This is a genomic window from Kribbella polygonati, assembly GCF_050320105.1.
Taxonomy (GTDB): domain Bacteria; phylum Actinomycetota; class Actinomycetes; order Propionibacteriales; family Kribbellaceae; genus Kribbella.
Genome location: NZ_CP190129.1, coordinates 7,179,987 through 7,203,468 on the forward strand (window position 1 = coordinate 7,179,987; position 23,482 = coordinate 7,203,468).

Sequence of the window (23,482 nt, forward strand, 5' to 3'; positions counted from 1 at the left end):
CGCATGGACTTCTCTTTGTGGCCTGCGGCATCACGGACCTGGCAGAGCGTGCTCGACGGCGCGGAGTACGCCGAGCGGACCGGCTGGCACGGGGTGTGGGTTGCCGACCATTTCCTGCAGAACGGGGACGACCTGAGCGTCCCGGTCAACGAGTGTCTTGCACTGATCGCCGGGATCGTCGCGCGCACCGAGCGGGTGCGGGTCGGGTCGATGGTGCTGGGGAACACGTACCGGCATCCGGCCGTGGTGGCGAACGCGGCGGCGACCATCGACCAGATGTCGGGCGGGCGGTTCGTGCTCGGGATCGGGGCGGGGTGGCAGGTGAACGAGCACGAGGCGTACGGGATCGAGCTGCCGGCGATCGGGCCGCGGCTCAAGCGGTTCGAGGAAGCGTGTCAGGTGATCACCGGGTTGCTGACCCGGGAGCGGACGACGTTCGACGGCAAGTACTACCAGCTGCACGATGCCCCCTGCGAACCCAAGCCCTCCCGGCTGCCCGTCCTCATCGGTGCTTCGGGTGAAAAGGTTGCCCTGGGCATCGTTGCTCGGTATGCGGACGAGTGGAACCACTGGGGGCGGCCGGAGCTGGCGGCTCAGAAGGCTGTGGTGTTTGCCCAGCACTGTGAGCGAGTGGGGCGGGATCCGCAGAGCGTGCGGCGGTCGGCGCAGACGTTCCTGGAGGTTGTCGTACCGGGGGATGCCGAGGCTGCCGAGCGGAAGGAGCGGTTCGAGAGTCGGGGGATGCACGTGATCATGGGGTCGGCGCAGGAGGTGCTCGACGAGGTGGCGCGGTACCCGGAGGCGGGGATCGACGAGTTGCTGGTGCCGGATGCGTTCCTGGGGGAGGGGAACCGGCGGTTCGACGCGTTGGAGCTGCTGCGCGAAGAGGTGCTAGCGAAGATCTAGGGTCGCGACGACCGGCCAGTGGTCGCTCGGGAGGCGGCCCTCGGGGCGGACGTGCGAGACGGTCGCGTCGGTCACGGAGAACCCCGGGGTGACGAGGATGTGGTCGATCCGGTCGCCGTCCTCGGCGCCGGTGAAGTCGTGCCAGCTGCCGCCGGCCTCGGGCGGGACCGCGAGCGCCAGGCCGGAGGCGGCCAGCGCCTTCAACGGCGGTGAGTCCGGGGTCGCGTTCAGGTCGCCCATCACGATCCAGGGCAGCGATCCGGTGATCCAGCGGGCGATCAGCCGGGACGACTGCAGTTGCGCGACCTCGCCCGCGTGGTCGTAGTGCGTGTTGACGACGCCGACCGTCGTACCGTTGCGGTGCCGCAGCCAGACCAGGGTGGCGATCCGGGTCAGGTCGGCGTCCCACCCGATCGAGCCCGGCGTCCCCGGGTCGTCGGACAGCCAGCGGGTCTCGTACCGCTCGATCCGCCAGTCGCCGGGCCGGACCAGGACGGGGGAGTGCTCACCGGCACTCATCCCGTCGTCCCGTCCGGCGCCGACGATCTCGTACTTCGGGAACCGCCAGCGCAGGTACTCGAGCTGGTCGGGCAGCACCTCCTGCAGCCCGACCACGTCGGCGTCCAGCTGTTCGATCGCCGCCACCGCCGCCTTCCGCCGGACCGGCCAGGCGTTGTCGCCGTCCGGCGCGGACGAGTTGCGGAGGTTGAACGAAGCGGCGCGGATCTTCATGGAGCAGATCCTGCCAAACCCATCGCCCGGGTCGCAGCCTGGAGCCGCGGCGTGCTCGCCTCGAGCGCCCGGTCGCGGCCCTGTGCGAGCAGGTGGTCGATCGCGCCTGGGTCGGTCGCCAACCGCGCGTACTCCTTCTGCAGCGGCTCGATCACCGCCAGTACGGCGTCCGCGACGTCCTGCTTCAGCGCGCCGTACGACGTGTACGCCGCGGCCAGCTCGACCGGGTCGCCCGCGGTACAGGCGGCCAGGATCTCCAGCAGGTTGGTGACGCCGGGCTTGGCCTGCTCGTCGTGCCGGACAACGTTCTCGGAGTCGGTGACGGCGCGCATGATCTGCCGGCGGATCACGTCCGGCGGGTCCAGCAGCCGGATCGTGCCGACCGCGTCGTCCGCGTCCGACTTGCTCATCTTCGCGGTCGGGTTCTGCAGGTCCTTGACCCGCGTCGCCAGCGCCGCCTTGTTCAGCCGCGGCACGACGAACGTCTCGCCGTACTCGCGGTTGAACCGGATCGCCACGTCCCGGGCCAGTTCGACGTGCTGGTCCTGGTCACCGCCGACCGGTACCCGCTCCGCGCCGTACAGCAGGATGTCCGCGGCCATCAGGCACGGGTACGTGAACAGCGAGGCCCGCGTCATCGGGCGGCCCTTGCCCTTCTCCTTGTACTGGATCATCCGGGACAGCTCGCCGACGTACGACGTGCACTCGAGCAGGTACGCGAGCTGCGCGTGCGTGGGGACGTCGGACTGCACGAACACCGTGCCCTCCGGGACGCCGGCCGCGAGCATCAGCGTCGCGAACTCGCGGGTGAGCGTGGCGAGTCTTCGGGGATCGTGCTTGGTCGTCATCGCGTGCAGGTTCGCGACGAAGTAGAAGCCGTCCGGGTCGGTGAACCGGCGCAGCGCGCCGAGGTGGTTGCCGAGCGTGAGCCGGCCGGACGGGGTGATGCCGGAAAGCGAGGTCATGATCTTTCTCCTTCGGTTTCTGGAGCCTCACCGAAAGAGGGCAAACAAAAAGGCCGCCTCGGTGAGGCGGCCGTGGTGGCTGCGTGCGAACACGCGCTGGGATGGACCGCCCTAGGCGGCCCACCACAGCTGCAAGTTCGTGTTCACGGCATCAGCTTAACAGCGACTGGACGATCAGCTCGTTGCGGGCGTCCTGGCCCAGCGGCACCGACGGGTGGACGCCGTCGCGCAGGTAGTTCGCCAGCCGGTACGGCTTCACCCAGAGCCACTCGGCCCAGCGGATGATCCGCAGGTTCGGGTACTTCTGCTGGGCGTCGTACAGCTGCATGTTCAGCCACGAGCTGTTCCGCTGGTCGGCCAGCTGGACCGGGGCGGTGACGGAGCGGCGGACGACCTGGAGGTTCACCCAGAACAGGGTCCGGTTCTGGCCGACGATGCCGATCGCACGGTCGACCTGGGCGCGGAACTTCGGCGGGTCGAAGATGTCGTTCGAGCCGCTGGCCATCAGCACCCGGCGCGGCAGCCCGTACGCCGACGCGGCCGCCTGCAGCGCGTCGACCGCGCCCGAGCTCGGCCGGCTGGACCAGTTGTTGACGGCGAGCTGGGTGCCGTTGCGGTTCAGCAGCCGGACCGCCAGCGCCTTGCCGTCCTGCACGGAGATGCTGTCGCCGAACATGAAGACGCCGTTGGTCTGCCGGGTCTTCTCGAACTGCGCGGCCGTGGAGATGGCGCGGGTGGAGTTGGTCCACGACCCCGCGACGCCGGAGCCGTACGGCCCGGTGGACACGGAGGTGGTGGCGGCGAACTCGGCGGCTTCCGGCGCGGCGGCCGCGGTCTGGGTCGAGGCGGCGACCGTCGCGGCGGCCGCGGCTGCGCCCACCGTGAAGATCTGCCGACGGTTGGGTTTCATTTGCCTCACGGAAGAACCTTGGGCCCCTCTGGGGTGTACTCGCAAGTCCGGATCTCACTGTCCGCAGTCGGACCGCCGCGGATTCGACGTACATTTTCCGGTTTCTCTGCAGGGAAGTGCAAAACCTGTAACGCTTTGCAGTCCGCCGCCGATGAATCGACTGTTGGACCACTGACGGTCGGCGCGGCCAGGGAGGGGTGTCGCGCCGCCCGTCCGTTTGTCAGGCCGTCGGTACCGGACTGACGTCGATGGCATCCAGTTCGGTGTAGCAGTCGCCCTTGGTGAACTTCACCGTGTTCCACCGCGCGTTCAGCGGCAGGTCGACCGCCGACTCCCCGAGCAGGTCCCAGCTGTACGACGGGTAGCTGACCGTTGCCGGCGGACCGCCGTTCGCCGAGACGTGATGGCTACAGACGGCACCCATCCCGTTGGCGCCCCGGGCCCGGATCCGGTACGTCCCGGCGCTGCCGACCTGGAACCGGAAGGTCACCGAGCTGTCCGGGTAGTCGATGTACCCGATCTTCGCGCCACCCGAGGCCGAGGCGATCGACACCTTCCGGGCGTTCGTGATCGTCGCGTTCGCGGTCTGCTCCGCCTCGAACCGGGTGATCGGTACGCCGGTCAGCGCGCCGTACCAGCGGATCGCGGCCTTCGACGCGGCGCCGTAGTTCGGGTGCCACATGTCGACGAAGTCGTACGGCTGGAACAGGCCGGAGTTCGCGTCGACGTAGTGCACGTGCGCGCCGGCCGCGGCGACGATGCCCGGGATCGTGGAGTTGAACGCGGCGACCCGGGCGTAGTGGTTCGGGTCGGCGAGTTGCGGGAGGTTCGCGACGAACAGCTGGACGTCGGGGAGAGTGCTGGTGACGGTGGCGATCAGCGTGGCCAACTTGCCGGGCGCGGCGCCCGCGGAGGCGTCGTCGTACATGTCGTTGGTGCCGATCTGCAGCGTGATCACGTCCGGCCGGTAGGTTGTCAGCCAGCCGGTGACGTTGTCCTGGATCTGGCCGATCGTCCAGCCGCCGTGGCCTTCGTGGTCCCGGTCGCCGAGGACGCCGGCCGGGCCGCTGGTCACCGACCCGACGAAGTCCACCGGGCGCCCGTCGGCGCGGAGCAGCTGCCACAGATCGGCCCGGTACGCCGCTCCGACGGCATCGCCGCCCGCGGTGTTGGAGTCGCCGAGCGGCATGATCCTGGTCGGTGTCGCACGGTTGATCGGTACCGCCGGTTCGTCGGCGGTCGGTGCCGGGCCGAGGGTGAAGGCCAGGGCACCGAGACTGGCAAGGGCAGGCAGAGCACGAACGATCCCACGCATGGGCGTCTCCTTCGGGGCGGATGGCCCCGATCATCAGCACCCGTGGGCGGCGCGGCAATCTATTCGATCGGCCTGGAACCCGTGACCAGCTGGTCGATCAGCGGGCCGGCGATCGCCATCAGCCGCTCCGGCGGTACGTCGAGGCCGTCGAGTTCCACCAGGTGCCGGGAGACGACCAGGCCGAGGGTGAGCGCGCCGATCACGCCGGACCGGACCAGTGCGTCGTCGCCGGGGAGCTGCTCGGCGATCTGCCGCTGGTGCGCGGTCATCGCCTTGCGGACCTCGCCGGCCGCCTCCGGGTGGCTGAACATCGCGCGTAACGCGGCCAGCGCCGCCACCGGCTCCGCCGCCAGCTTCTCCGCCAGCGCCGCGGCCAGCTGCGCCGCGATCTCGTCCGGCGTGCCCTCGATCGCGCCGTCGGCCGGGATCGCCGCGGCCTGCGCGAACAGTTGCTCCTTCGAACCGAAGTACCGCATCACCAGGCCGGGATCGCTGCCGGCCCGGGCGGCGATCATCCGGACCGTGGTGCGGTCGAACCCGTGTTCGCCGAACAGCTCCCGGGCCGCGGTGAGAATCCGGTCCTCGGTCTGCCGGCGCGCCGCCACCCTGGTGTTCACGAACTTCAGTCTACGCATGTTGACTCATCGGTGTTACGCTTTCAGTCAACAACCGTAGACTGAAAGGGGATGGGCGATGGTTCAGGCGATCGTGCTGGCCTTCCTGGCCGGGCTGATGGGACTCAACGGGGTCCCGCACTTCGTCACCGGCATCACCGGCCGCGAGTTCCCGAACCTGACCGGCAACTCCGCCACCAACAACGCCGTCGGCGGCCTCGCGGCGTTCGCGATCGCTGCCGTCCTGCTCACCTTCGCCCACGTCTCGACCCATCCGTGGGCCGCGCTCGTCGCCGGCGCGTTCGGCGCCGTCCTGATGACCGTCTTCCACGCCCGCCGGGGCGCCTACTGGATGAGCCGCCGCTTCGGCAGACCACTTCCGGATGTCTGACGGTTAAGGTCAGGTGCATGAGTGGTGAGGCGTTGCTGGTGTTCGACGACGGGTTGACGGCGTACGACTTCGGCCGTGGGCACCCGATGAGTCCGATCCGGGTCGAGCTGACGATCAAGCTCGCCCGGGAGTTCGGCGTCCTCGATCAGCTCAAGATCGTCCCCGCGCCGACCGCGGACGACGCGTTGCTCGAGACCGTGCACACCGCGGAGTACGTCGCCGCCGTGAAGCACGCCGGCGAGCACCCGGACGACGCCGACCCGGAGCACGGACTCGGTACGTCGGACACCTACTGCTTCCCGCGGATGCACGAGGTCTCCGCGCAGATCGCCGGCGCGTCCGTCGAGGCGGCCCGCGCGGTCTGGGAGGGCGACGTACTGCACGCCGCGAACATCGCCGGCGGCCTGCACCACGCGATGCCCAACCTGGCCAGCGGATTCTGCGTGTACAACGACCCGGCGATCGCGATCCAGTGGCTGCTCGACCACGGCGCCGAGCGGGTCGCGTACGTCGACGTGGACGTGCACCACGGGGACGGCGTACAGACGGTGTTCTACAACGATCCGCGCGTACTCACGGTCAGCCTGCACGAGTCGCCCACCACGCTCTTCCCGGGGACGGGGAGCGCCGGCGAGACGGGCGGGCCGGACGCGGAAGGTACGGCGGTCAACGTCGCGCTGCCGCCCGGGACGGGGGACGCGGGCTGGTTGCGCGCGTTCCACGCCGTCGTACCGGATGTGGTGAAGGCGTTCCGGCCGCAGGTGCTCGTCACGCAGCACGGGTGCGACTCGCACGCCGAGGATCCGCTGGCGCATCTGACGAAGACCGTCGACGGGCAGCGAGCGGCGTACCTGGCTCTGCACGAGCTGGCGCATGAGCTGACCGGCGGGAAGTGGATCGCGACCGGTGGCGGCGGGTACGCGATCATCGACGTGGTGCCGCGGGCGTGGACGCACCTGCTCGCGATCGTGGCGGGGAATCCGATCGACCCCGCGACGCCGGTGCCGGAGGCGTGGCGCGAGGAGGTGCAGCTCCGGTTCGGCCGGGTGGCCCCGCCGCGGATGACCGACGGGCGGGACCCGTCGTACGCCGACTGGTCCACGGGGTACAACCCGGATACGTGGCTCGACCGGGCGATCAAGGCGACCCGCGATGCGAGCTTCCCGTTACTCGGCATTGATCCTTCCTATTAGTTCCCCGCCCCTCCGCTTCGCTCCGGGGCGGGAGGGGTTGGAGTGAGTCACAGGAGTCCCCCTCTTTCCCATTCGTACCAACAGCCACTACGCTCGTTGCATGCACGGACGGAGGTGCCGGAGGGGAAGCCGGCGCACGATCCGTGCTGGAAGTGCGGTGCGCAATGGCATCAAAGAAATCCGGTGGTGAGCAGCCGCTCGCCGAGGTGAAGTTCCTGACCGTGGCGGAGGTCGCCACGGCCATGCGCGTGTCCAAGATGACCGTGTACCGACTGGTGCACTCCGGTGAGCTGCCCGCGGTGCGGGTGGGTCGTTCGTTCCGGGTCTCCGAGGATGCCGTGCACGACTACCTCAAGGGCGCCTTCTTCCAGGCCGGATAACAACGAACCGAAGGGGCCGGATCCACGGATCCGGCCCCTTCGTCATGCGCCCGGCTAGCGGTTGAGGAGGGTGCGGAGGGCGGTGGCCACTTCCTCGGGGGACTCCTCGGCCATGAAGTGGCCGGCGGTGGTGGTTTGGTGGTGGAGGTCGGTGGCCCAGGTCTTCCAGCGGGCGGCGGCGTCGAAGCCGAGCGCCGTGCCCCAGTCCTGCTGGATCACCGTCACCGGCATCCGGAGTTTGTTGCCCGCGGCAAGATCCTGCTCGTCGTGCTGTACGTCGACGGTCGCCGAAGCCCGGTAGTCCGCGACGATCGACGGTACGGCGTTCCGCGACGCCTCCAGGTACTCCGCCCGTACCTCGGCCGGGATCGCCCGCGGATCGTTCGCCCACGCGTCCAGGAAGTACCCGAAGAACTCGTCCGCCGACGCCGCGATCATCCGCTCCGGCAGCCCGGGCGGCTGGGCCATCAGGTACAGGTGGAACCCGACCGCCGCACTCGCCCCGTGCATCACGTCCCACATGTCGAGCGTCGGCAGGACGTCGAGACTCATCAGGTGTGTGACCGCGTCCGGATGGTCCAGCCCCGCCCGGAACGCCACCAGCGCACCCCGGTCGTGCCCGACGAGCGCGAACCGCGAATGCCCCAGCGCCGCCGCCACCGCGACCACGTCCGCGGCCATCTCCCGCTTCGAGTACCCGTCCGCCGGCTTGTCGCTCTCGCCGTACCCGCGCAGATCCGGGCAGATCACCGTGTGGTCCGCCGCCAGGTCCCGCGCGACCTGCCGCCACATCAGATGCGTCTGCGGAAACCCGTGCAGCAACACCACCGGCGTACCCGATCCGCCGACCGCGGCGTTCAGTTCGACTCCGTCGACGCCGGGCAGCCGGTGGTACTCAAAACCTTCGATCTTCATGCCCTCCAGCATCGCGCCACCCGATGAGCATTCGATGAGCGCTACCGTGGGCGGGTGGAGTTCGGGGTGCTCGGTCCGGTGACGGCGTGGGACCGGGAGCCGGTCGAGCTGAAAGGCCCGCGGCACCGGGCCGTGCTCGCCCGGCTGATCGTCGCCCGCGGCCGGGTCGTGCCGGCGAACGTACTGGTCGACGACCTGTGGACCGACCCGCCGGACGGCGCGCTCAGTGCGCTGCGGACGTTCGTGGCAGCGCTGCGGCGGGCGATCGAGCCGGACCGCAGGCCACGTGAGCCCGCTCGGCTGCTGGTCACCGAAGGCCCGGGGTACGCGCTGCGTACCGACGCCGTCGACGCCTGGAAGTTCGAGGCGTCCGTCAAGGCCACCGCGCTGCCGGAGCTCTTGGCGGGGCTGCGGTTGTGGCGCGGTCCGGCGTACGCCGAGTTCGCCGACGAGCCGTGGGCGCTGGCCGAGCGTGCCCGCCTGACCGAGCTCCGGCTGCAGGCGGTCGAACGGGTCGCGGCCACCCGGCTGGAGCTGGGCCATGCGGCCGAGGCGATACCGGACCTCGACGCACATGTCACCGAGCACCCGTGGCGCGAGGACGCGTGGCGGCTGCTCGCGCTGGCGCTCTACCGGAGCGATCGGCAGGGCGACGCGCTCGCCGTACTGCGGCGTGCCCGAGACATGCTGGTGGGACAGCTCGGACTGGACCCCGGCCCGGCGCTGACCCGGCTGGAGTACGACATCCTGAACCAGGCAACCCACCTCGCGCCGGTGGGTGAGGTGTCGGCGGGGGTCGCGCCGGTAGGTGACGTGGGGGCGGTGGCGGGTGCGGCGGGTGACGTGTGGGAGGAGACGGCGGCGGCGTACGACCGGGCTGTTGGTGGCCGGCGGGCGCGGATCGAGTCGACGGTCGGCCTGCTCCGCAATCTCGCGGTGACCGGGGGCGGCGGACTCGAGGCGGCCCGCCGGCACCGGCTCGCCGCGGTCGAGGCCGCGGCGGAACTCGCCGACCCCGACCTCACCGCGCGCATCATCGGCGCGTACGACGTACCCGCGATCTGGACCCGCTCGGACGACGAGGCGCAGGCCGCCGCGATCGTGACGGCCGCGGAACGCGTACTCCCGACGCAGGATCACCCGAGCATCCGGGCGCGGCTGCTGGCCACGATCGCCCTCGAATCGCGGGGATCCACCAAAGCCCGTCCGCGTGAGGCCGCACTCGAGGCCGAGCAGTTGGCGCGTGGTCTCGACGATCCCGCGCTGCTGGCGTTCGCGTTGAACGGGGTGTTCATGCAGACCTGCTACCGCCCCGGTCTCGCAGCTGAGCGGGACGCGATCGGCGCGGAGCTCGTCACGTTGTCGCAGCGCCACAACCTCTTTACCTATGAGGTTCTCGGCCATCTGATCCGCCTGCAGTCGGCCTGCGCGCGGGCCGACCACACCGCCGCCGACGACCACGCCGCAGCCGCCGACGCCCTCGCCGTACGGCACGAACTCCCCCTCGTCGAGGTCTTCACCCGCTGGTACGACGCTCTCCGCGCCGACACCCCCGAGGCGTACCGCGCGGCGGCCACCCTCCTGCCCGCAGCAGGCATGCCCGGCCTCACCGACGGCCTACTCCCGCTGGCCCTGGCCACCCACGCCATCCGCCACAACCAACCGATCGCCCCGGCCGACTACGGCCCCCACACCCCGTGGATCTACGCCGCGAAGGCCCCGAGCCGCGGCGGCGGAGCGCTGGTGCCGCCGCCCGGGCTGTTGCTCGAGGTGCACTGGGCATTGACCGCGCATGCGGCGCGGCAGGTCGGTGATGACGAGCTGTTGGCTGCGGCCCGGCAGGCGTTGGAGCCGGCAGCCGGCGAACACGCGGCAGGCAGCGGTCTACTCACGCTCGGCCCGGTCGCCGGCTACCTGAACTAGAGGTCTTCGGGCGACCCGGTCTCCGACTTGCGGTCCGCCTGCAGCCGCAGCTCGTGGTACGACCGGTGGGCCGTCCCTCGGTACGCGTCCTCGTACGCCGCGAGCGCGCCGGCCACCCCGGAGCCTCGCCCGGTGCGCCGCGCCCACGCGGCGAACGAGGTCAGCCCTGCCAGCACCACGATCAGACTCGCCAGGAACACGACGTACGCCATGACGTCCACGCTACCTCGCACTCCCAGCCCGCTCCCAGGAATCTTCCAGGGCCGTCGCAGTCCGGGCGCCCAGGATGGAATCACCAACCTGAAGGAGGCTCCCGATGCCGATCCGAATCGTCAGAACCGTTGCCGTAGGCACCATCGCGACCCTGGGCCTGGCCGCCGTCGCCTTCACCCCCGCCGCCTACGCGAGCACCACCAAGCAGACCGCCACTCCCCACCTGGCCGTCCTCACCGACCCGGTCACCACCCGCAAGGGGACCTAGGGCTTCCGCGCCCGCAATGCCAGCGCGTGGGGGATGTCCTGCCCGGCGGGCTCTTCGAAGTACTCGACCCTCAAGCCCGACCTGATGACGGCGTTCAGGTAATCGGCCAGCGTCAGATGCGACATCCCGATCCGCCGGCGGATCCCGTCCTCTGCCCACCACGGCAGGTCCGTGTGCCAGCCCGTCTGGCGGTACGTCGGATGCACCGTCCGCCGGCCGTCCTCCTCGTAGACGACATGCGGCCCGTTGAAGCAGGGATGTACGCCGTACGTCACAAACACCCCGCCCGGCCGCAGCACCCGCGCCGCCTCCCGGAGCACGGCACCGAAGTCGTCCACGTCGGTGGAGATCCACATCGTGATCGCCGTGTCGAACGACGCGTCCGCGAACGGCAGCGCGGCCGCGTCGCCGTGCAGCAGCGACCCGTCCGTCCGCAATCGGGCACGCCCGAGCTGATCGATCGAGAAGTCCAGCCCGACGACGGAACGCCCGCTCGCGCGGATGCTGTCGAAGTTCCGCCCGGTGCCGCAGCCGATGTCCAGACACGGTCCTGAACCAGGGCCGAGGAGCTCCAGCAAACCGGGCTGATGCGGCGGTGCGTCGGCCACGAAACGTTCGTCGTACCACTCGGCCAAACCGTCGTACCGTGCCCGCATCGAGCCTCCCCAGGTAAGGTGCCAGTCTAGTAGAGGAGCCTGCTTTAGGTCGGGGAAGCGACCTACGGGTAAGCTTTGCCGACGTTCTCTTTGAGTTTGGATGGTCAGACGTGGGTTCCGTTATCAAGAAGCGCCGTAAGCGTATGGCGAAGAAGAAGCACCGCAAGCTGCTGAAGAAGACGCGGGTGCAGCGCCGCAAGCTCGGCAAGTAAGCAGTTCTGCCGCGCCCGGTCCGGCTGGGGGTAGCTCGTGGCACACGTGGTGATGGTGACCGGCGTCTCGAGGGACGCCGGTGCTCGCTGTGCCCGGAGACTGGCCGAGGACCCGTCGATCGGCACCGTGATCGGTGTCGACGTGGTCCCGCCGCGCGCGGAGCTCGGTCGGGTCCGGTTCGTCCGGGCCGACATCCGCAACCCGGTGATCGCCAAGGTGATCGCCGCGGAGGACGTGGACACGGTCGTCCACACCGGCGTCGTGGCCACCCCCGGCAGCGCCGGTGGCCGGTCGTCGATGAAGGAGATCAACGTCATCGGCACCATGCAGCTGCTCGCCGCGTGCCAGAAGGCGCCCGGCGTCGCGAAGCTGGTGGTGAAGTCGTCGACCACGGTGTACGGCGCGGGTCCGCGGGATCCGGCCATGTTCACCGAGGAGATGGCGCCGCGGGCGATCCATCACCACGGGCTGAGCAAGGACGCGGTCGAGGTCGAGGGGTACGTGCGGGGTTTCGCCCGGCGCCGCCCCGACGTCTGCGTCTCCACGCTGCGGATGGCGAACTGGATCGGTCCCAAGACCGACTCCCCGATCACCCGGTACTTCGGGCTGCCCGTCGTACCGACGGTGTTCGGGTACGACGCGCGCCTGCAGTTCCTGCACGAGGACGACGGGGTCGAGGCGATCCGGCATGCCACCGTGCACGAGCTGCCGGGGACGTTCAACCTGGCCGGTGACGGCGTACTGTCGCTGTCCCAGGCGATCCGCCGGCTCGGGCGGCCGACGTTGCGGTTGCCGTCGTTCACCGCTTCGAGTACGGCGGCTGTCGTCCGGCGGGCGCGACTGGCGGACTTCTCGCCGGATCAGATCACGTTCCTGACGTACGGGCGGGGTGTGGACACGACGCGGATGCGCAGCGACTTCGGGTTCGAGCCGGCGTACACGACCGCGGCGGCGTTCGACGACTTCCGCCGGTCGCTCGGCACCGGCGCGATGACCCGCGCCTCCGGCCTCCTGAACGCCGGCCTGGGAGCCCTCCGTGGCTGACGCCGACATCATCCCCATCGGCACCGCCGGCCACCCCGGCCGCGGCACCCCCCGCCGAACCACCCCCTCCGCCGCCGCCCGCGCGCTCGCGGGCGAGCAGGCGCGCCCGAAGAAGAACAACCGGAAGCCGTCCAAGACCCAGGAGACGGCTGCGGAGACGGAAGAGCCGGCCGTCGAGTCGCAGGCGTACACCGAGGAGCGACCCACAGAGCCCGGGCTGGACTTCGGGCGGCTCGAGAGCGGGGTGCGGGAGCTGTTCGGGGCCGATGGGGAGCGGCGGGTTGCGGAGTGGCTGGCGTTTTTGCGGCGGCGGGTGACGGGGGAGTACGAGCTCGACGAGTTCGGGTACGACGCGGACCTGACCGACCAGGTGCTGTTGCCGATGTTGCGGCCGATGGTGGAGAAGTGGTTCCGGGTCGAGGTGCGCGGGATCGAGAACATCCCGGCCGACGGCAGCGCGCTGATCGTCGCGAACCACTCCGGCACGATGCCGCTCGACGGCCTCGTCAGCCAGGTCGTCGTCGCGGACCACACCGGCCGCCCGCTGCGTACGCTCGCCGCGGACCTGGTGTTCCAGACGCCGTTCGTCGGTGAACTGTCCCGCAAGGGCGGCGCCACGCTGGCGAACAACGACGACGCCGAGCGCCTGCTCCGCCAGGGCAACCTGGTCGGCGTCTGGCCGGAGGGCTTCAAGGGCCTCGGCAAACCGTTCGCCGAGCGGTACAAGCTGCAGCGGTTCGGCCGCGGCGGGTTCGTCAGCGCCGCGATGCGGACCGGCGTACCGATCGTGCCGTGCTCGATCGTCGGCGCCGAGGAGATCTACCCGCTGGTCGGCAACATCGCCTCGCTGGCCCGCCTGCTGGGCGTCCCGTACATCCCGGTGACCCCGTTCTTCCCGCTGCTCGGCCCGCTCGGCCTGATCCCGCTACCGTCCAAGTGGCTGATCGAGTTCGGCGAACCGATCCGCACCGACGAGTTCCCCGACGGCGCCGCCGACGACCCGATGCTGGTCTTCAACGTCACCGACCAGGTCCGCGAAACCATCCAGCAAACCCTCTACACCCTCCTAATGCAACGCCGCAGCGTCTTCTTCTAACCCCACCCCGCGCAGACCCGTCCAACCGCGCACCCGCCCCACCCGAGCCCCGGCTGACCGCGCCTGTCCGCTCGGCCCGGCACCCGCCGCCCCCGCGCCCGCCCCCCCGCGTGGCTGCCCGACCCGTACCCGTCCCACCTGCGCCCGCCCCACCTGCGCCCGCCCGGCTCGCGCCTGTCCGCTCGGCCCGGGACCTGCCGCGCCCGCGCCCGCCCACCCCCGCGTGCCTGCGCGACCCGTGCCCGTCCTACCTGCACCCCCAGTTGCACCCCCACCTGCGGCCCCACCTGCGGCCCCGGCCCCCACCTGCGCCTGCCCGGCTCGCGCCTGTCCGCTCGTCCGGCACCCGCCGCGCCCGCCACCCCCGCGTGCCTGCGCGACCGACCCGTACCCGTCCTACTTCCCGTCCCACCTGCGCCCGCCCGGCTCGCGCCCGTCCTCTCGGCCCGGTACCCGCCGGGACCCGCCCTACGCGCGCCGGCGCATGCCGCGCCGGCCCCACCCCTGCGCCGGCCTATCCACGCATGCCCGCCCAACCCGCGCCTGCCCCACGCGGGACCGCGTTACCCGCGGACCTCGCGCCCCCGGCTCCACCTCGCGAGGGGATATCCGCTCGCGTTGCCGGTTCTCAGCTTTTGTAACCAGAGGAGAACCGGCAACACCAACGGATATCCCCTCGCGTGGGAGGAAGCCGTGCGGGAGGTCGGAGCGGCGGTGCGGGTGGGGCGCCGGTGTGGGTGGGCGGTGGTGAGGTGAGGCCGTGATGCCTGCGGGTGGGGCGGTGGTGAGGGCGGTGGTGAGGGCGGTGCCGGTGGTGCGTGTGGCGGGCCGTGGTGTGGGTGGAGCGGTGGAGCGGTGGAGCGGTGGTGTGGTGGGGCGGATGGAGGTGAGGCGGTGGTGAGGTGGCGCCGGTGACGCGTGTGGGTGGGGCGGTGGTGTGGGTGGGGCGGTGGTGTGGGTGGGGCGGTGGTGTGGTGGTGAGGTACGGCGGGGGTGTGGGTGGGGACGACGCAGCCCCCGGCTTGTGGTGCGGGCCGGGGGCTGCGGGGTGGGTTACTTCCAGGGTGGGAGCAGGGTTTGGATCAGGCCTGGAAGGTTGATCAGTGGTGTGGTCGGGAACGGCCATGGCCACGACGGTGTGGCCGGGGTCAGGGGGGAAGGCAGCACCGTGGGCGTCGCAATCGGCGAGTTTGACGGCGACGGTTTGGGTGGAGTCTTCAGGACGGTCGGCGGGGGAGCGGTGGACTCCTCGACGATCGTCGTGTTCGGCACCTTGGTCGGCGTGGTGCCTGGCTGCTGCGAGGTCGAGTCCACCGGGGTCGGGATCGTCGACGATGCCTTCGGGTTGGTCGACGAGGCCTTGACCGGGTCGCTCGGCTCGTTCACGCCGGGGGTGGTGCGGTTCGGATGGTTGGTGTTCGAACCGGTGCTGGGTGCTCCGGCGGCCGGCAGCGGCGCATCGCACTTCGGGCACGCGGCCGTGGTGAGCTGTGCCAGCTGCTCGATCGTGGCGAGCGCCTCGACACCGGACTTCAACGACTCCGGCGGGAGGTTCGGCGTCGCGCCCACCAAAGCCTGGCGGGCGCCGGTGATGAACGACGTGATCGCGCTGATCGAGCTCTTGTCGCTGTTCTGCTGGTACGACGCGAGCAGCCGGGACACGCCCTTGCGGGCCTGCGCCGAGAAGTCGTCCAGGGTCGCGTTGATGGTGCCCGCCGAACCGCCGTTGTCGGTCAGCTCACGGACTTCGGACAGCCGGGTCATCGCATGCTCGAGATCGCGCCGGCCGCGGGAGTCGTCGCCGACGCCCACGTTGGTCGCCACGTTCTCGATACTGCGCTTCATCCCGTACAAGGTGTCGCCGGGCATCGCCTGCTGGGCGGCGGCGGCAGAACCGATGCCACCTCCCAGCAGCACCAGCGCGGCAGTCGAGGCCACCAACCGGAGCTTCCGGCCCTGGCGGCGGCGGATATCTGTCACGGACGCGCCAACGTCCTCGCTACCCGGCGGGTCGTCCGAGTCGTCTGGTGCGGTGTGCACCGTCAGTTGAGTCGCAGTGGTCGCCGCCCGCGCCGCCGCCTGCTCCATCAGGCGGTGCCGCAGCTCGGCACTGAACTCGGGTCGCGGTGCAACTGCGCCGGCGGTCCTCAGCCGTCCGACCAGTTCCACAGCTTCCAGCAACTCTGGATCGTCGCCCAGTCGCGCGGAGTGACGGGGCCCGTGATCGACGGCGTGCGCGAATGCCTCCGCGCGCGCTCGAGCCCTGTGTAGGTCACTCATGAGTTCTCGTTCTCCTCAATGGCCAGTCGGGGTCACCGACAGGTCCTCATCAGGCAAACGAGGTAACTCCCTGACGGGTTACGAAAGACGTTCGTTGTCATCCGCCTCATCTCAAGTCCTTGGGGATAACCTTCGCCAGGTGCCGGACGGCCCGCAGCTGGAGTTGCTTGACGGCGCCTTCGGACTTCTCCAGCGCCTTGGCCGTCTCGGCGATCGACAGGCCGGCGAAGAACCGCATCGTCAAGCAGTCGCGTTGCTCGTCGGGCAGGCCGGCGACCGCGTCCCGGAGTACCTCCGCGGTGGCCGCGGCCAGTACGTCGATCTCCGGGCCCTCGGTCTGCCGGTCGTGGGTCTCGATCTCGTCGGTGACCACTTCGAGCCGGACCCGGCCGGACTTGTAGTGGTCGGTGATCAGGTTCCGGGCGATCGTCACCAGCCAGGCGCCGAAGTCCCGGCCCTGCCAGCGGAACGAGTCGAGCGCGCGCAGCGCCCGGACGAACGTCTCGCTGGTCAGGTCCTCGGCGAGTGCCGATGACGACACCCGGGCGTAGATGTAGCGATAGACGGTGAGCGAGTACTCGTCGTACAGCTCACCGAAGGCACCGACGTCCCCGGCCTGGGCGCGATCGACGAGCTCTGCCCGTCGCATCCCGTCCGGACTTGGTTCCGGCGTGGTCAAGTTGTCTCCCCGTTCGACTGACACGTCGTTCGACACATCCGCGAATGGCCTCAGTGACTGCTTCAGCACAGAGCGTTACCGCACAGGCACGTGCTGTCAACAGGCTGGGGCGTGCCGCCTTCCGTCCGGTCCGATGGTCACGAATGCGCCAGCGGACTGCGTCCGCTGTGTACGGAGCAGCCTGCTGTCGGGGAGTTGGTACATCGCGCATGAGGATCCCCGCGCGGACGGGTTTCTGCAGTGTGAGGTTCTGAAGAAGCTCGGCCGCGAAGTCACCTGTATATCGGTGGTCACGCTCCGCTGCAACCGTTCTGGCCAAGCTGGTTGCTCCCGGCCCGGATCCCGGGCGTGACAGACTCGCCTGGTGAACGTGAATTTCGCGGACATCCTTCGTGACACAGCGCAACGTCATGGCGGGCGTCCCGCGCTGGTCGACGGGGATCGGCGGCTGACCTGGAGCGAGCTCGACCAGGCCGTCGACCGGACCGCGCAGGGGCTCGCCGCGGCCGGCCTGGTGCCGGGGTACCGGGTGCTGCTCCTGGTTGCCAACAGCATCGAGTTCGTCACGTCCTACCTGGGCGTTCTTCGCGCCGGACTGGTCGCAGTACCGCTCAACACCGGCCTCACCAAGCCCGAGCTGGCGACCGTCGCGGAGCACTCCGGGGCGCGCCTGGCGATCGTCGACGCGGTCCTCGCGGACCGGGTCGAGGGGGTCCGGACGGTGGCCCCCGACGAGCTCCAGGGTGACGCTCCGTTACCGCCGCCGATCGATCCCGAGTCGCTCGCGGTGCTGCTCTACACCTCCGGAACCAGTGGAGATCCGCGGGCCGCGATGCTCACCCATCGGGCACTTTCGGCGAATGTGCACAACCTCACGCAGCTCGGTGAGGACCGGATGGGCCCCGAGGACGTGGTGCTCGGGGTGCTGCCGATGTTCCACGCGTTCGGCCTGAACGCGGTCCTCGGCTGGGCGGTCGCCACCGGCGCCGCGCTGATCGTCCAACGCCGCTTCGACCCCGAGCAGACCCTCGAGCTGATCGGCCGGTACGGCGTGACCCGGCTGCCGCTCGCCCCGCCGGCCCTGCACGCGCTGCTCTCCCGCCCGGACCTCCGTACCGGGCTGAAGACCGTCAAGGTCGTACTGACCGGGGCGTCCACGCTCGAGCGCGGGCTGGCGGACCGGTTCGAACAGGCCGCCGGCCTGCACGTCCACCAGGGCTACGGGCTGACCGAGGCGTCGCCGGGCGTCACCACGACGCTCGGCGAGGCCGCCCCGAAGCCGGGCTCGGTCGGCCGCCCGCTGCCGAACGTCGAGGTCCGGATCGCCGACGAGCAGGGCGAGGACGTCGAGGGCGACGACCCGGGCGAGATCCTGATCCGCGGCGGCAACCTGTTCTCCGGCTACTGGCCGGACGGCGACGGCGGCCCGGACGCGGACGGCTGGTACCGCACCGGTGACGTCGGGTTCCTGGACGCCGACGGCGACCTGTTCCTGGTCGACCGGCTGCGCGAGCTGATCATCGTGTCCGGCTTCAACGTCTTCCCGAGCGAGGTCGAGGACGTCCTGGTCGGTGCCCCGGGCGTCCGCGAGGCCGCGGTGATCGGCGTACCGTCCGAAGAGACCGGCGAGGCGGTGAAGGCGTTCGTGGTGCCGTTGCCGGACGCATCGGTCGACCTCGCAACGGTTCGCGAGTACGCCGAGGCCCGGCTGGCCCGGTTCAAGTGCCCGGTCGAGATCGAGGTGGTGGACCAGTTGCCGCACTCGGTCACCGGCAAGGTCGCGAAGGGACGGTTGCGGGACCGATGAGCAGGGTTGTGATGTACGGGAAGCCCGGCTGTCATCTGTGCGACGACGCCCGGGAGATCATCCGGGCGGTCTGTGCCGAGGCGGGCGTGGAGTGGTCCGAGGTCGACATCACGCAGGACGACCGGTTGTTCACGCAGTACGGCGAACAGATCCCGGTCACGTTCGTGGACGGCAAGCAGCACGACTTCTGGCGGGTCGACCCCGCCCGACTGCGAAAAGCGCTGATGAGGTAGGGGTCACTTTCGCCGATTTTGTTCTCACGTTCACAAGCTCCTAGAGTAAGAGAGCCGCCGGCCGTCAGACCGCGGTGAACCAACCGCTCCCAGGAGAATTGTGACGCGTGCCAGCAGCCGTCGCCCCGGCCCGCCGACGAGAACCGAACGCGGCATCCCCGAGGCGACTGTCGCGCGCTTGCCGGTCTACCTGCGGGCTCTGACCGCGCTCTCCGACGGTGGGATCGCCACCGCGTCGAGCGAGGACCTGGCGACCGCCGCGGGCGTGAACTCGGCCAAGCTCCGCAAGGACCTCTCCTACCTGGGCTCGTACGGCACCCGCGGCGTCGGGTACGACGTCGAGTACCTGCGCTACCAGATCGCCCGCGAGATCGGCGTCACCCAGGACTGGGCCGTGGTCATCGTCGGGATCGGAAACCTGGGCCACGCGCTGGCGAACTACTCCGGCTTCGGTACCCGCGGCTTCCGGATCGTCGCGCTGCTGGACGCCGACCCGACCCTGATCGGCGAGCGGATCGGCGACATGGAGGTCCGCGACTTCGCCGAGCTCGAGGACATCGTGAAGGCCGACCGGGTCTCGATCGGCGTCATCACCACCCCGGCCGGCCCGGCGCAGGAGGTGTGCGACCGGCTGGTCGCCGCCGGCGTCACCAGCATCCTGAACTTCGCGCCCGTGGTGCTGTCCGTGCCCGACGGCGTCGACATCCGCAAGGTGGACCTCTCGATCGAGTTGCAGATCCTGGCGTACCACGAACAACGAAAGTCCGGAGAGGCGGCGCTCCCCCAGGTGCCCGAACTACCAGCGCTGAACGGTCTGACGGATCTCCCGAGTGTGGGCGGGGGTGTCGGGGCATGAGCTACCTGGTCGTCGGCATCAGTCACCGGTCCGCCGCCATCGACGTGCTGGAGCGGGTCGCGCTGGACGCGGACGCCGCGACCAAGCTCGGCCTCGCGGTCCGGAACTCGGCCGCCGTCGCGGAGTCCGCGGTGGTTGCCACCTGCAACCGCACCGAGGTCTACGCGACCGTCGACCGGTTCCACGCCGGCATGGACGAGGTCACCGCGATCCTGTCCGACATCACCGGCGTACCGCTGCTGGACCTCGCCGAGCACCTGTACGTGCACTTCGAGGAGGGCGCGGTCGCGCACCTGTTCCAGGTCGCCGTCGGGCTCGACTCGATGATCGTCGGCGAGAGCCAGATCCTCGGCCAGCTGAAGGAGACGCTGCGCGCCGGGCAGGACAACGAGACGATCGCCACCGACCTGAACGCGCTGTTCCAGCACGCGCTGCGGGTCGGCAAGCGGGCCCGTACCGAGACCGGGATCGACTCGGCCGGCCGTTCGGTGGTCTCGGCTGGGCTGGAGGCCGTCGGCGGGACCGAGGGCCGCCGGGCGCTGATCGTCGGCGCCGGCTCGATGGCCTCGCTGGCCGCGCAGACCCTGATGAACAACGGCGCGCAGAGCGTGACCGTTGCCAACCGCAACTACGACCGGGCGGTCGCGCTGACCGATCGGATCGGCGGTACGGCGATCAAGCTCGCCGACGTACCGGAAGCCCTGAAGGACGCCGACCTGCTGGTGTCCTGCACCGGCGCCCGCGGCGTGGTGATCACCGAGGAGATGATCCGGAACGCCGGCCACCCGCTCGGTGTCCTGGACGTGGCGCTGCCGCGGGACGTCGCGCCGGAAGCGGCCCGGATCCCCGGCGTCACGCTGATCACGCTGGCCGACCTGGTCGGTACGGCGGGCGGCAGCGAGGCCGACATCGACGAGGTACGCCGGATCGTCGGCGAGGAGACCGGGGCGTTCGAGGCCACCCGGCGGGCCGCGTCGGTGGCGCCGACCGTGGTCGCGCTGCGGGCGATGGCGAGCTCGCTCGTCGACCAGGAGCTGGCCCGGCTGGAGCGCCGGCTGCCGGACCTGGACGAGCACGAGCGGCACGAGGTCGAGCGGACCATCCACCGGGTCGTCGACAAGGTGCTGCACAACCCGACGGTCCGGGTGAAGGAGCTCGGCGGCGATCCGGGCGGACCGACGTACGCCGACGCGCTCCGGCAACTGTTCGCACTCGACCAGGCGGCCGTCGACGCGGTCACCACCCCGAAGGGCGGTGAGCAGGCATGATCCGCCCGATTCGGCTTGGAACCCGCCGCTCCCAGCTGGCCACCGCGCAGGCGACCCTGGTCGCGGACGCGCTCCGGAACCTCGGCCACGAGGTCGAGCTGATCCCGATCTCCACCACCGGCGACGCGGACAAGGTGTCGCCGGTCGAGCAGATCGGCGGCACCGGCATCTACGTCAGCGCGCTCCGGGACGCGCTGCTGGCCGGCGACATCGACATCGCCGTGCACTCGCTCAAGGATCTGCCGACCGCGCCGGTCGACGGACTGGTGATCGGCGCGATCCCGGTCCGCGAGGACCCGCGCGACGTGCTCGTCGCCCGGGACGGGCTGACGCTCGGCGAGCTGCCGCGCGGCGCGGTGATCGGTACCGGGGCGCCGCGAAGGTCGGCGCAGCTCGACGCGCTCGGCCTCGGCATCGAGTGCACCGGGGTCCGCGGCAACGTGGACACCCGGATCGGCCTGGTCGCCGACGGCAAGGTCGACGCGGTCGTGCTGGCCCGGGCCGGGCTGGCCCGGCTGGGGCGGCTCGACGAGGCGACGGAGACGCTGGACCCGATCCAGATGCTCCCCTCGCCGGGACAGGGCGCGCTGGCGGTCGAGTGCCGCTCGGACGACACCGCCGTACTGGCCGCGCTGGCACCGCTGGAGGACGCGGCCACCCGCGCCTCGGTGACCGCGGAACGGCAACTGCTGGCCACCCTCGAGGCAGGGTGCACGGCGCCGGTCGGGGCACTGGCCGAGGTGGTCGAGGGCGAGGACGGCCCGGAGCTGTGGCTGCGCGGCGCGCTCGGCCAGGAGGACGGCGTACGGCGGCTGTCCGCGAACGGGCCGGTGGACGACCCGGTGGCGCTCGGCAGGGCGCTGGCGAACGAGTTGCTGGAGCGGACATGACAGCGGCACAGGGCACGAGCACGGCCCACAAGAAGGCCCAGAAGACGGCCCACAGGACGAGCACGAATACGACGAGGGCGAAGGCAGACGTGAGCGCGAAGACAGCCGCCACCGCGGCACCGCAGAAGGCCGCGACCAGTACCGTCAAGCAGACCAAACCGCTCGGCCATGTCACGTTCGTCGGGGTCGGGCCTGGTGACCCGGCGCTCCTGACGCTGGCCGGGCGGGACGTGCTCGCGGGCGCCGACGCGGTGGTTGTCGAAGGCCCCGAACACGACGCGTTCCTGAGCTACTGCAAGGCCGGCGTCGAGGTCGTGGACGGCTCCGGCGCTGAGGGCAGCCGGGCGCTCCGGGTGGCCGCCCGCGCACGGCTCGTGGTGAAGACCGCCAAGACCGCGGCGAACGTGGTGCGGCTGCTCAGCGGCGACCCGTTCACCTTCTCCAGCGGCGCCGAGGAGGCCGCCGCCTGCAAGAAGGCCGGCATCGCGTTCAACGTGGTCCCGGGTGTCAGCGAGCTGAGCGCGGTCCCGACGTACGCCGGGATCCCGCTGACGATGAAGGGCGACCGCGAGGTCACCGTCGTCGACCTCGCCGAGAACAAGCTCGACCTGACCCGCCTGCAGCCGAAGCAGACGCTCGTCCTGCTGAACGCCGTGGAGACGTTGAAGGAGACCGTCGCCGCGCTGGTCGAGGGCGGTTTCGACGCCGCCACCCCGGTCGCCGTGACGGTCGGCGGTACGACGACCTCGCAGACCAGCGTGGTCGGCACGCTGGAGACGATCGTCACCGACCTGCGGACGTCCAAGGTCACCGGCGAGGCCGTGATCGTGGTCGGCGCGGTGGTCGAGCAGCGCGAGGCGCTGTCCTGGTTCGAGACCAAGCCGCTGTTCGGCTGGCGGATCCTGGTCCCGCGGACCAAGGACCAGGCCGGCCCGCTGATGGACCGGCTGCGCCGGTACGGCGCGATGCCGGAAGAGGTGCCGACGATCTCCGTCGAGCCGCCGCGGAACCCGCAGCAGATGGACAAGGCGATCCGTGGGCTGGTCGAGGGCCGCTACGAATGGGTCGCGTTCACCTCGGTCAACGCGGTGAAGGCGGTCCGGGAGAAGTTCGACGAGTACGGGCTGGACGCGCGGGCGTTCTCCGGGCTGAAGATCGCCGCGGTCGGCGACAAGACCGCCGAGGCGATCGGTGCCTGGGGCATCCGCCCGGACCTGGTGCCGTCCGGTGAGCAGTCCGCGGCCGGGCTGGTCGAGGACTGGCCGCCGTACGATGAGCTGCTGGACCCGATCAACCGGGTCTTCCTGCCGCGCGCGGACATCGCCACCGAGACCCTGGTCGCGGGCCTGACCGATCTCGGCTGGGAGGTCGACGACGTGACGGCGTACCGGACCGTCCGGGCCGCCCCGCCGCCGGCGCCGACCCGCGAGGCGATCAAGTCCGGCAAGTTCGACGCGGTGGTGTTCACCTCGTCGTCCACGGTCCGGAACCTGGTCGGCATCGCGGGCAAGCCGCACGCGTCCACGGTGATCGCGGTGATCGGCCCGGCGACGCTGAAGACCGCCGAGGAGCACGGCCTGCGCGTCGACGCGATGGCCGAGTCGCCGTCCGTCGAGGAGCTGGCCGACGCCCTGGCCCGGTTCGGTGCGGACCGCCGTGACACCATGGTGGAGGCCGGTGAGCCGGTCACCCGTCCGTCCGAACGTCGCCCGGGTTCACGTCGTAAGAGCTGAGG

General features: G+C 70.7%; 25 protein-coding genes. 15 read left to right on the top strand and 10 right to left on the bottom strand.

Annotation, left to right across the window (positions count from 1 at the left end):
• Positions 1–3: 3 nt before the first annotated feature.
• Complete coding sequence (locus tag ACQHIV_RS34320) at positions 4–906, top strand: TIGR03560 family F420-dependent LLM class oxidoreductase (protein ID WP_427888347.1); 903 nt, start codon at positions 4–6, stop codon at positions 904–906.
• On the opposite strand, the gene ACQHIV_RS34325 is transcribed toward ACQHIV_RS34320, so the two are convergent.
• From ACQHIV_RS34325 to ACQHIV_RS34345, 5 genes are all read right to left on the bottom strand, one after another.
• The gene (locus tag ACQHIV_RS34325) at positions 892–1,638 is read right to left on the bottom strand and encodes an endonuclease/exonuclease/phosphatase family protein (protein ID WP_427888349.1); all 747 of its coding nucleotides are present in this window, start codon (positions 1,636–1,638) and stop codon (positions 892–894) included. The two genes, ACQHIV_RS34320 and ACQHIV_RS34325, sit on opposite strands and share 15 nt — an antisense overlap.
• Positions 1,635–2,603: a tryptophan--tRNA ligase gene (gene trpS / locus ACQHIV_RS34330; RefSeq protein ID WP_427888351.1), complete on the bottom strand. Its 969-nt coding sequence runs from the start codon at positions 2,601–2,603 to the stop codon at positions 1,635–1,637. Before trpS ends, ACQHIV_RS34325 begins: the two co-directional genes overlap by 4 nt.
• 151 nt (positions 2,604–2,754) lie before the next feature.
• Complete coding sequence (locus ACQHIV_RS34335; protein ID WP_427888353.1) at positions 2,755–3,513, bottom strand: hypothetical protein; 759 nt, start codon at positions 3,511–3,513, stop codon at positions 2,755–2,757.
• 220 nt (positions 3,514–3,733) lie between these two features.
• Positions 3,734–4,828, bottom strand: coding sequence for a GDSL-type esterase/lipase family protein (locus ACQHIV_RS34340; protein WP_427888354.1), 1,095 nt, complete (start codon positions 4,826–4,828; stop codon positions 3,734–3,736).
• 59 nt (positions 4,829–4,887) lie between these two features.
• Positions 4,888–5,445 (bottom strand): TetR family transcriptional regulator, encoded by a 558-nt coding sequence (locus tag ACQHIV_RS34345; RefSeq protein WP_427888356.1) that lies wholly within the window; start codon positions 5,443–5,445, stop codon positions 4,888–4,890.
• Between the two features lie 76 nt (positions 5,446–5,521).
• On the opposite strand from ACQHIV_RS34345, the gene ACQHIV_RS34350 reads away from it, so the two are divergent.
• The 3 genes from ACQHIV_RS34350 to ACQHIV_RS34360 all read left to right on the top strand — a co-directional run bounded on the left by ACQHIV_RS34350 (position 5,522) and on the right by ACQHIV_RS34360 (position 7,406).
• Positions 5,522–5,833 carry a hypothetical protein gene (locus ACQHIV_RS34350; protein WP_427888358.1) on the top strand — a complete coding sequence of 104 codons (312 nt, stop codon included), beginning with the start codon at positions 5,522–5,524 and terminating at the stop codon, positions 5,831–5,833.
• Between the two features lie 17 nt (positions 5,834–5,850).
• Positions 5,851–7,026, top strand: coding sequence for an acetoin utilization protein AcuC (locus ACQHIV_RS34355; protein ID WP_427888360.1), 1,176 nt, complete (start codon positions 5,851–5,853; stop codon positions 7,024–7,026).
• A 164-nt stretch (positions 7,027–7,190) separates the two neighbouring features.
• Positions 7,191–7,406 carry a helix-turn-helix domain-containing protein gene (locus ACQHIV_RS34360; protein WP_012923942.1) on the top strand — a complete coding sequence of 72 codons (216 nt, stop codon included), beginning with the start codon at positions 7,191–7,193 and terminating at the stop codon, positions 7,404–7,406.
• Positions 7,407–7,460: 54 nt separating this feature from the next.
• Here ACQHIV_RS34360 and ACQHIV_RS34365 read toward each other — a convergent pair whose 3' ends face one another.
• Entirely contained in the window at positions 7,461–8,321 is an 861-nt protein-coding gene (locus ACQHIV_RS34365) for an alpha/beta fold hydrolase (RefSeq protein ID WP_427888363.1), read from the bottom strand.
• A 54-nt stretch (positions 8,322–8,375) separates the two neighbouring features.
• Between ACQHIV_RS34365 and ACQHIV_RS34370 the strand changes: the two genes are divergently transcribed.
• Positions 8,376–10,244, top strand: coding sequence for an AfsR/SARP family transcriptional regulator (locus ACQHIV_RS34370; RefSeq protein WP_427888365.1), 1,869 nt, complete (start codon positions 8,376–8,378; stop codon positions 10,242–10,244).
• Here ACQHIV_RS34370 and ACQHIV_RS34375 read toward each other — a convergent pair.
• Positions 10,241–10,456 (bottom strand): hypothetical protein, encoded by a 216-nt coding sequence (locus tag ACQHIV_RS34375; RefSeq protein WP_427888367.1) that lies wholly within the window; start codon positions 10,454–10,456, stop codon positions 10,241–10,243. The two genes, ACQHIV_RS34370 and ACQHIV_RS34375, sit on opposite strands and share 4 nt — an antisense overlap.
• Before the next feature lie 104 nt (positions 10,457–10,560).
• On the opposite strand from ACQHIV_RS34375, the gene ACQHIV_RS34380 reads away from it, so the two are divergent.
• The gene (locus ACQHIV_RS34380) at positions 10,561–10,725 is read left to right on the top strand and encodes a hypothetical protein (protein ID WP_427888369.1); all 165 of its coding nucleotides are present in this window, start codon (positions 10,561–10,563) and stop codon (positions 10,723–10,725) included.
• Here ACQHIV_RS34380 and ACQHIV_RS34385 read toward each other — a convergent pair.
• Complete coding sequence (locus ACQHIV_RS34385; RefSeq protein WP_427888370.1) at positions 10,722–11,381, bottom strand: class I SAM-dependent methyltransferase; 660 nt, start codon at positions 11,379–11,381, stop codon at positions 10,722–10,724. The two genes, ACQHIV_RS34380 and ACQHIV_RS34385, sit on opposite strands and share 4 nt — an antisense overlap.
• A gap of 110 nt (positions 11,382–11,491) precedes the next feature.
• Here ACQHIV_RS34385 and ACQHIV_RS34390 point away from each other — a divergent pair, with 110 nt between their 5' ends.
• Genes ACQHIV_RS34390 through ACQHIV_RS34400 form a run of 3 tightly spaced genes read left to right on the top strand, consistent with a single transcriptional unit; the run spans position 11,492 to position 13,734 of the window.
• Positions 11,492–11,593, top strand: coding sequence for a 30S ribosomal protein bS22 (locus ACQHIV_RS34390; RefSeq protein ID WP_008356322.1), 102 nt, complete (start codon positions 11,492–11,494; stop codon positions 11,591–11,593).
• A gap of 37 nt (positions 11,594–11,630) precedes the next feature.
• On the top strand, positions 11,631–12,638 hold the full coding sequence (locus ACQHIV_RS34395; protein WP_427888373.1) for an NAD-dependent epimerase/dehydratase family protein: 1,008 nt from the start codon (positions 11,631–11,633) through the stop codon (positions 12,636–12,638).
• The gene (locus ACQHIV_RS34400) at positions 12,631–13,734 is read left to right on the top strand and encodes a lysophospholipid acyltransferase family protein (RefSeq protein ID WP_427888374.1); all 1,104 of its coding nucleotides are present in this window, start codon (positions 12,631–12,633) and stop codon (positions 13,732–13,734) included. Before ACQHIV_RS34395 ends, ACQHIV_RS34400 begins: the two co-directional genes overlap by 8 nt.
• A 1,053-nt stretch (positions 13,735–14,787) precedes the next feature.
• On the opposite strand, the gene ACQHIV_RS34405 is transcribed toward ACQHIV_RS34400, so the two are convergent.
• Entirely contained in the window at positions 14,788–15,915 is a 1,128-nt protein-coding gene (locus tag ACQHIV_RS34405) for a DUF5667 domain-containing protein (protein ID WP_427888376.1), read from the bottom strand.
• A gap of 205 nt (positions 15,916–16,120) precedes the next feature.
• Positions 16,121–16,663 (bottom strand): sigma-70 family RNA polymerase sigma factor, encoded by a 543-nt coding sequence (locus tag ACQHIV_RS34410; protein WP_130384882.1) that lies wholly within the window; start codon positions 16,661–16,663, stop codon positions 16,121–16,123.
• Between the two features lie 394 nt (positions 16,664–17,057).
• On the opposite strand from ACQHIV_RS34410, the gene ACQHIV_RS34415 reads away from it, so the two are divergent.
• From ACQHIV_RS34415 to ACQHIV_RS34440, 6 genes are all read left to right on the top strand, one after another.
• Positions 17,058–18,500, top strand: coding sequence for a class I adenylate-forming enzyme family protein (locus tag ACQHIV_RS34415; protein ID WP_427888378.1), 1,443 nt, complete (start codon positions 17,058–17,060; stop codon positions 18,498–18,500).
• Positions 18,497–18,733 (top strand): glutaredoxin family protein, encoded by a 237-nt coding sequence (locus tag ACQHIV_RS34420; RefSeq protein WP_427888379.1) that lies wholly within the window; start codon positions 18,497–18,499, stop codon positions 18,731–18,733. The genes ACQHIV_RS34415 and ACQHIV_RS34420 overlap by 4 nt, the downstream gene beginning before the upstream one ends.
• Before the next feature lie 100 nt (positions 18,734–18,833).
• The gene (locus tag ACQHIV_RS34425) at positions 18,834–19,589 is read left to right on the top strand and encodes a redox-sensing transcriptional repressor Rex (RefSeq protein WP_427888381.1); all 756 of its coding nucleotides are present in this window, start codon (positions 18,834–18,836) and stop codon (positions 19,587–19,589) included.
• On the top strand, positions 19,586–20,857 hold the full coding sequence (locus tag ACQHIV_RS34430) for a glutamyl-tRNA reductase (protein ID WP_427888382.1): 1,272 nt from the start codon (positions 19,586–19,588) through the stop codon (positions 20,855–20,857). Before ACQHIV_RS34425 ends, ACQHIV_RS34430 begins: the two co-directional genes overlap by 4 nt.
• Positions 20,854–21,747, top strand: a complete 894-nt coding sequence (gene hemC, locus ACQHIV_RS34435) for a hydroxymethylbilane synthase (RefSeq protein ID WP_427888384.1) — start codon at positions 20,854–20,856, stop codon at positions 21,745–21,747. Before ACQHIV_RS34430 ends, hemC begins: the two co-directional genes overlap by 4 nt.
• Positions 21,744–23,480: a uroporphyrinogen-III synthase gene (locus ACQHIV_RS34440; protein WP_427888386.1), complete on the top strand. Its 1,737-nt coding sequence runs from the start codon at positions 21,744–21,746 to the stop codon at positions 23,478–23,480. Before hemC ends, ACQHIV_RS34440 begins: the two co-directional genes overlap by 4 nt.
• Positions 23,481–23,482 lie beyond the last annotated feature (2 nt).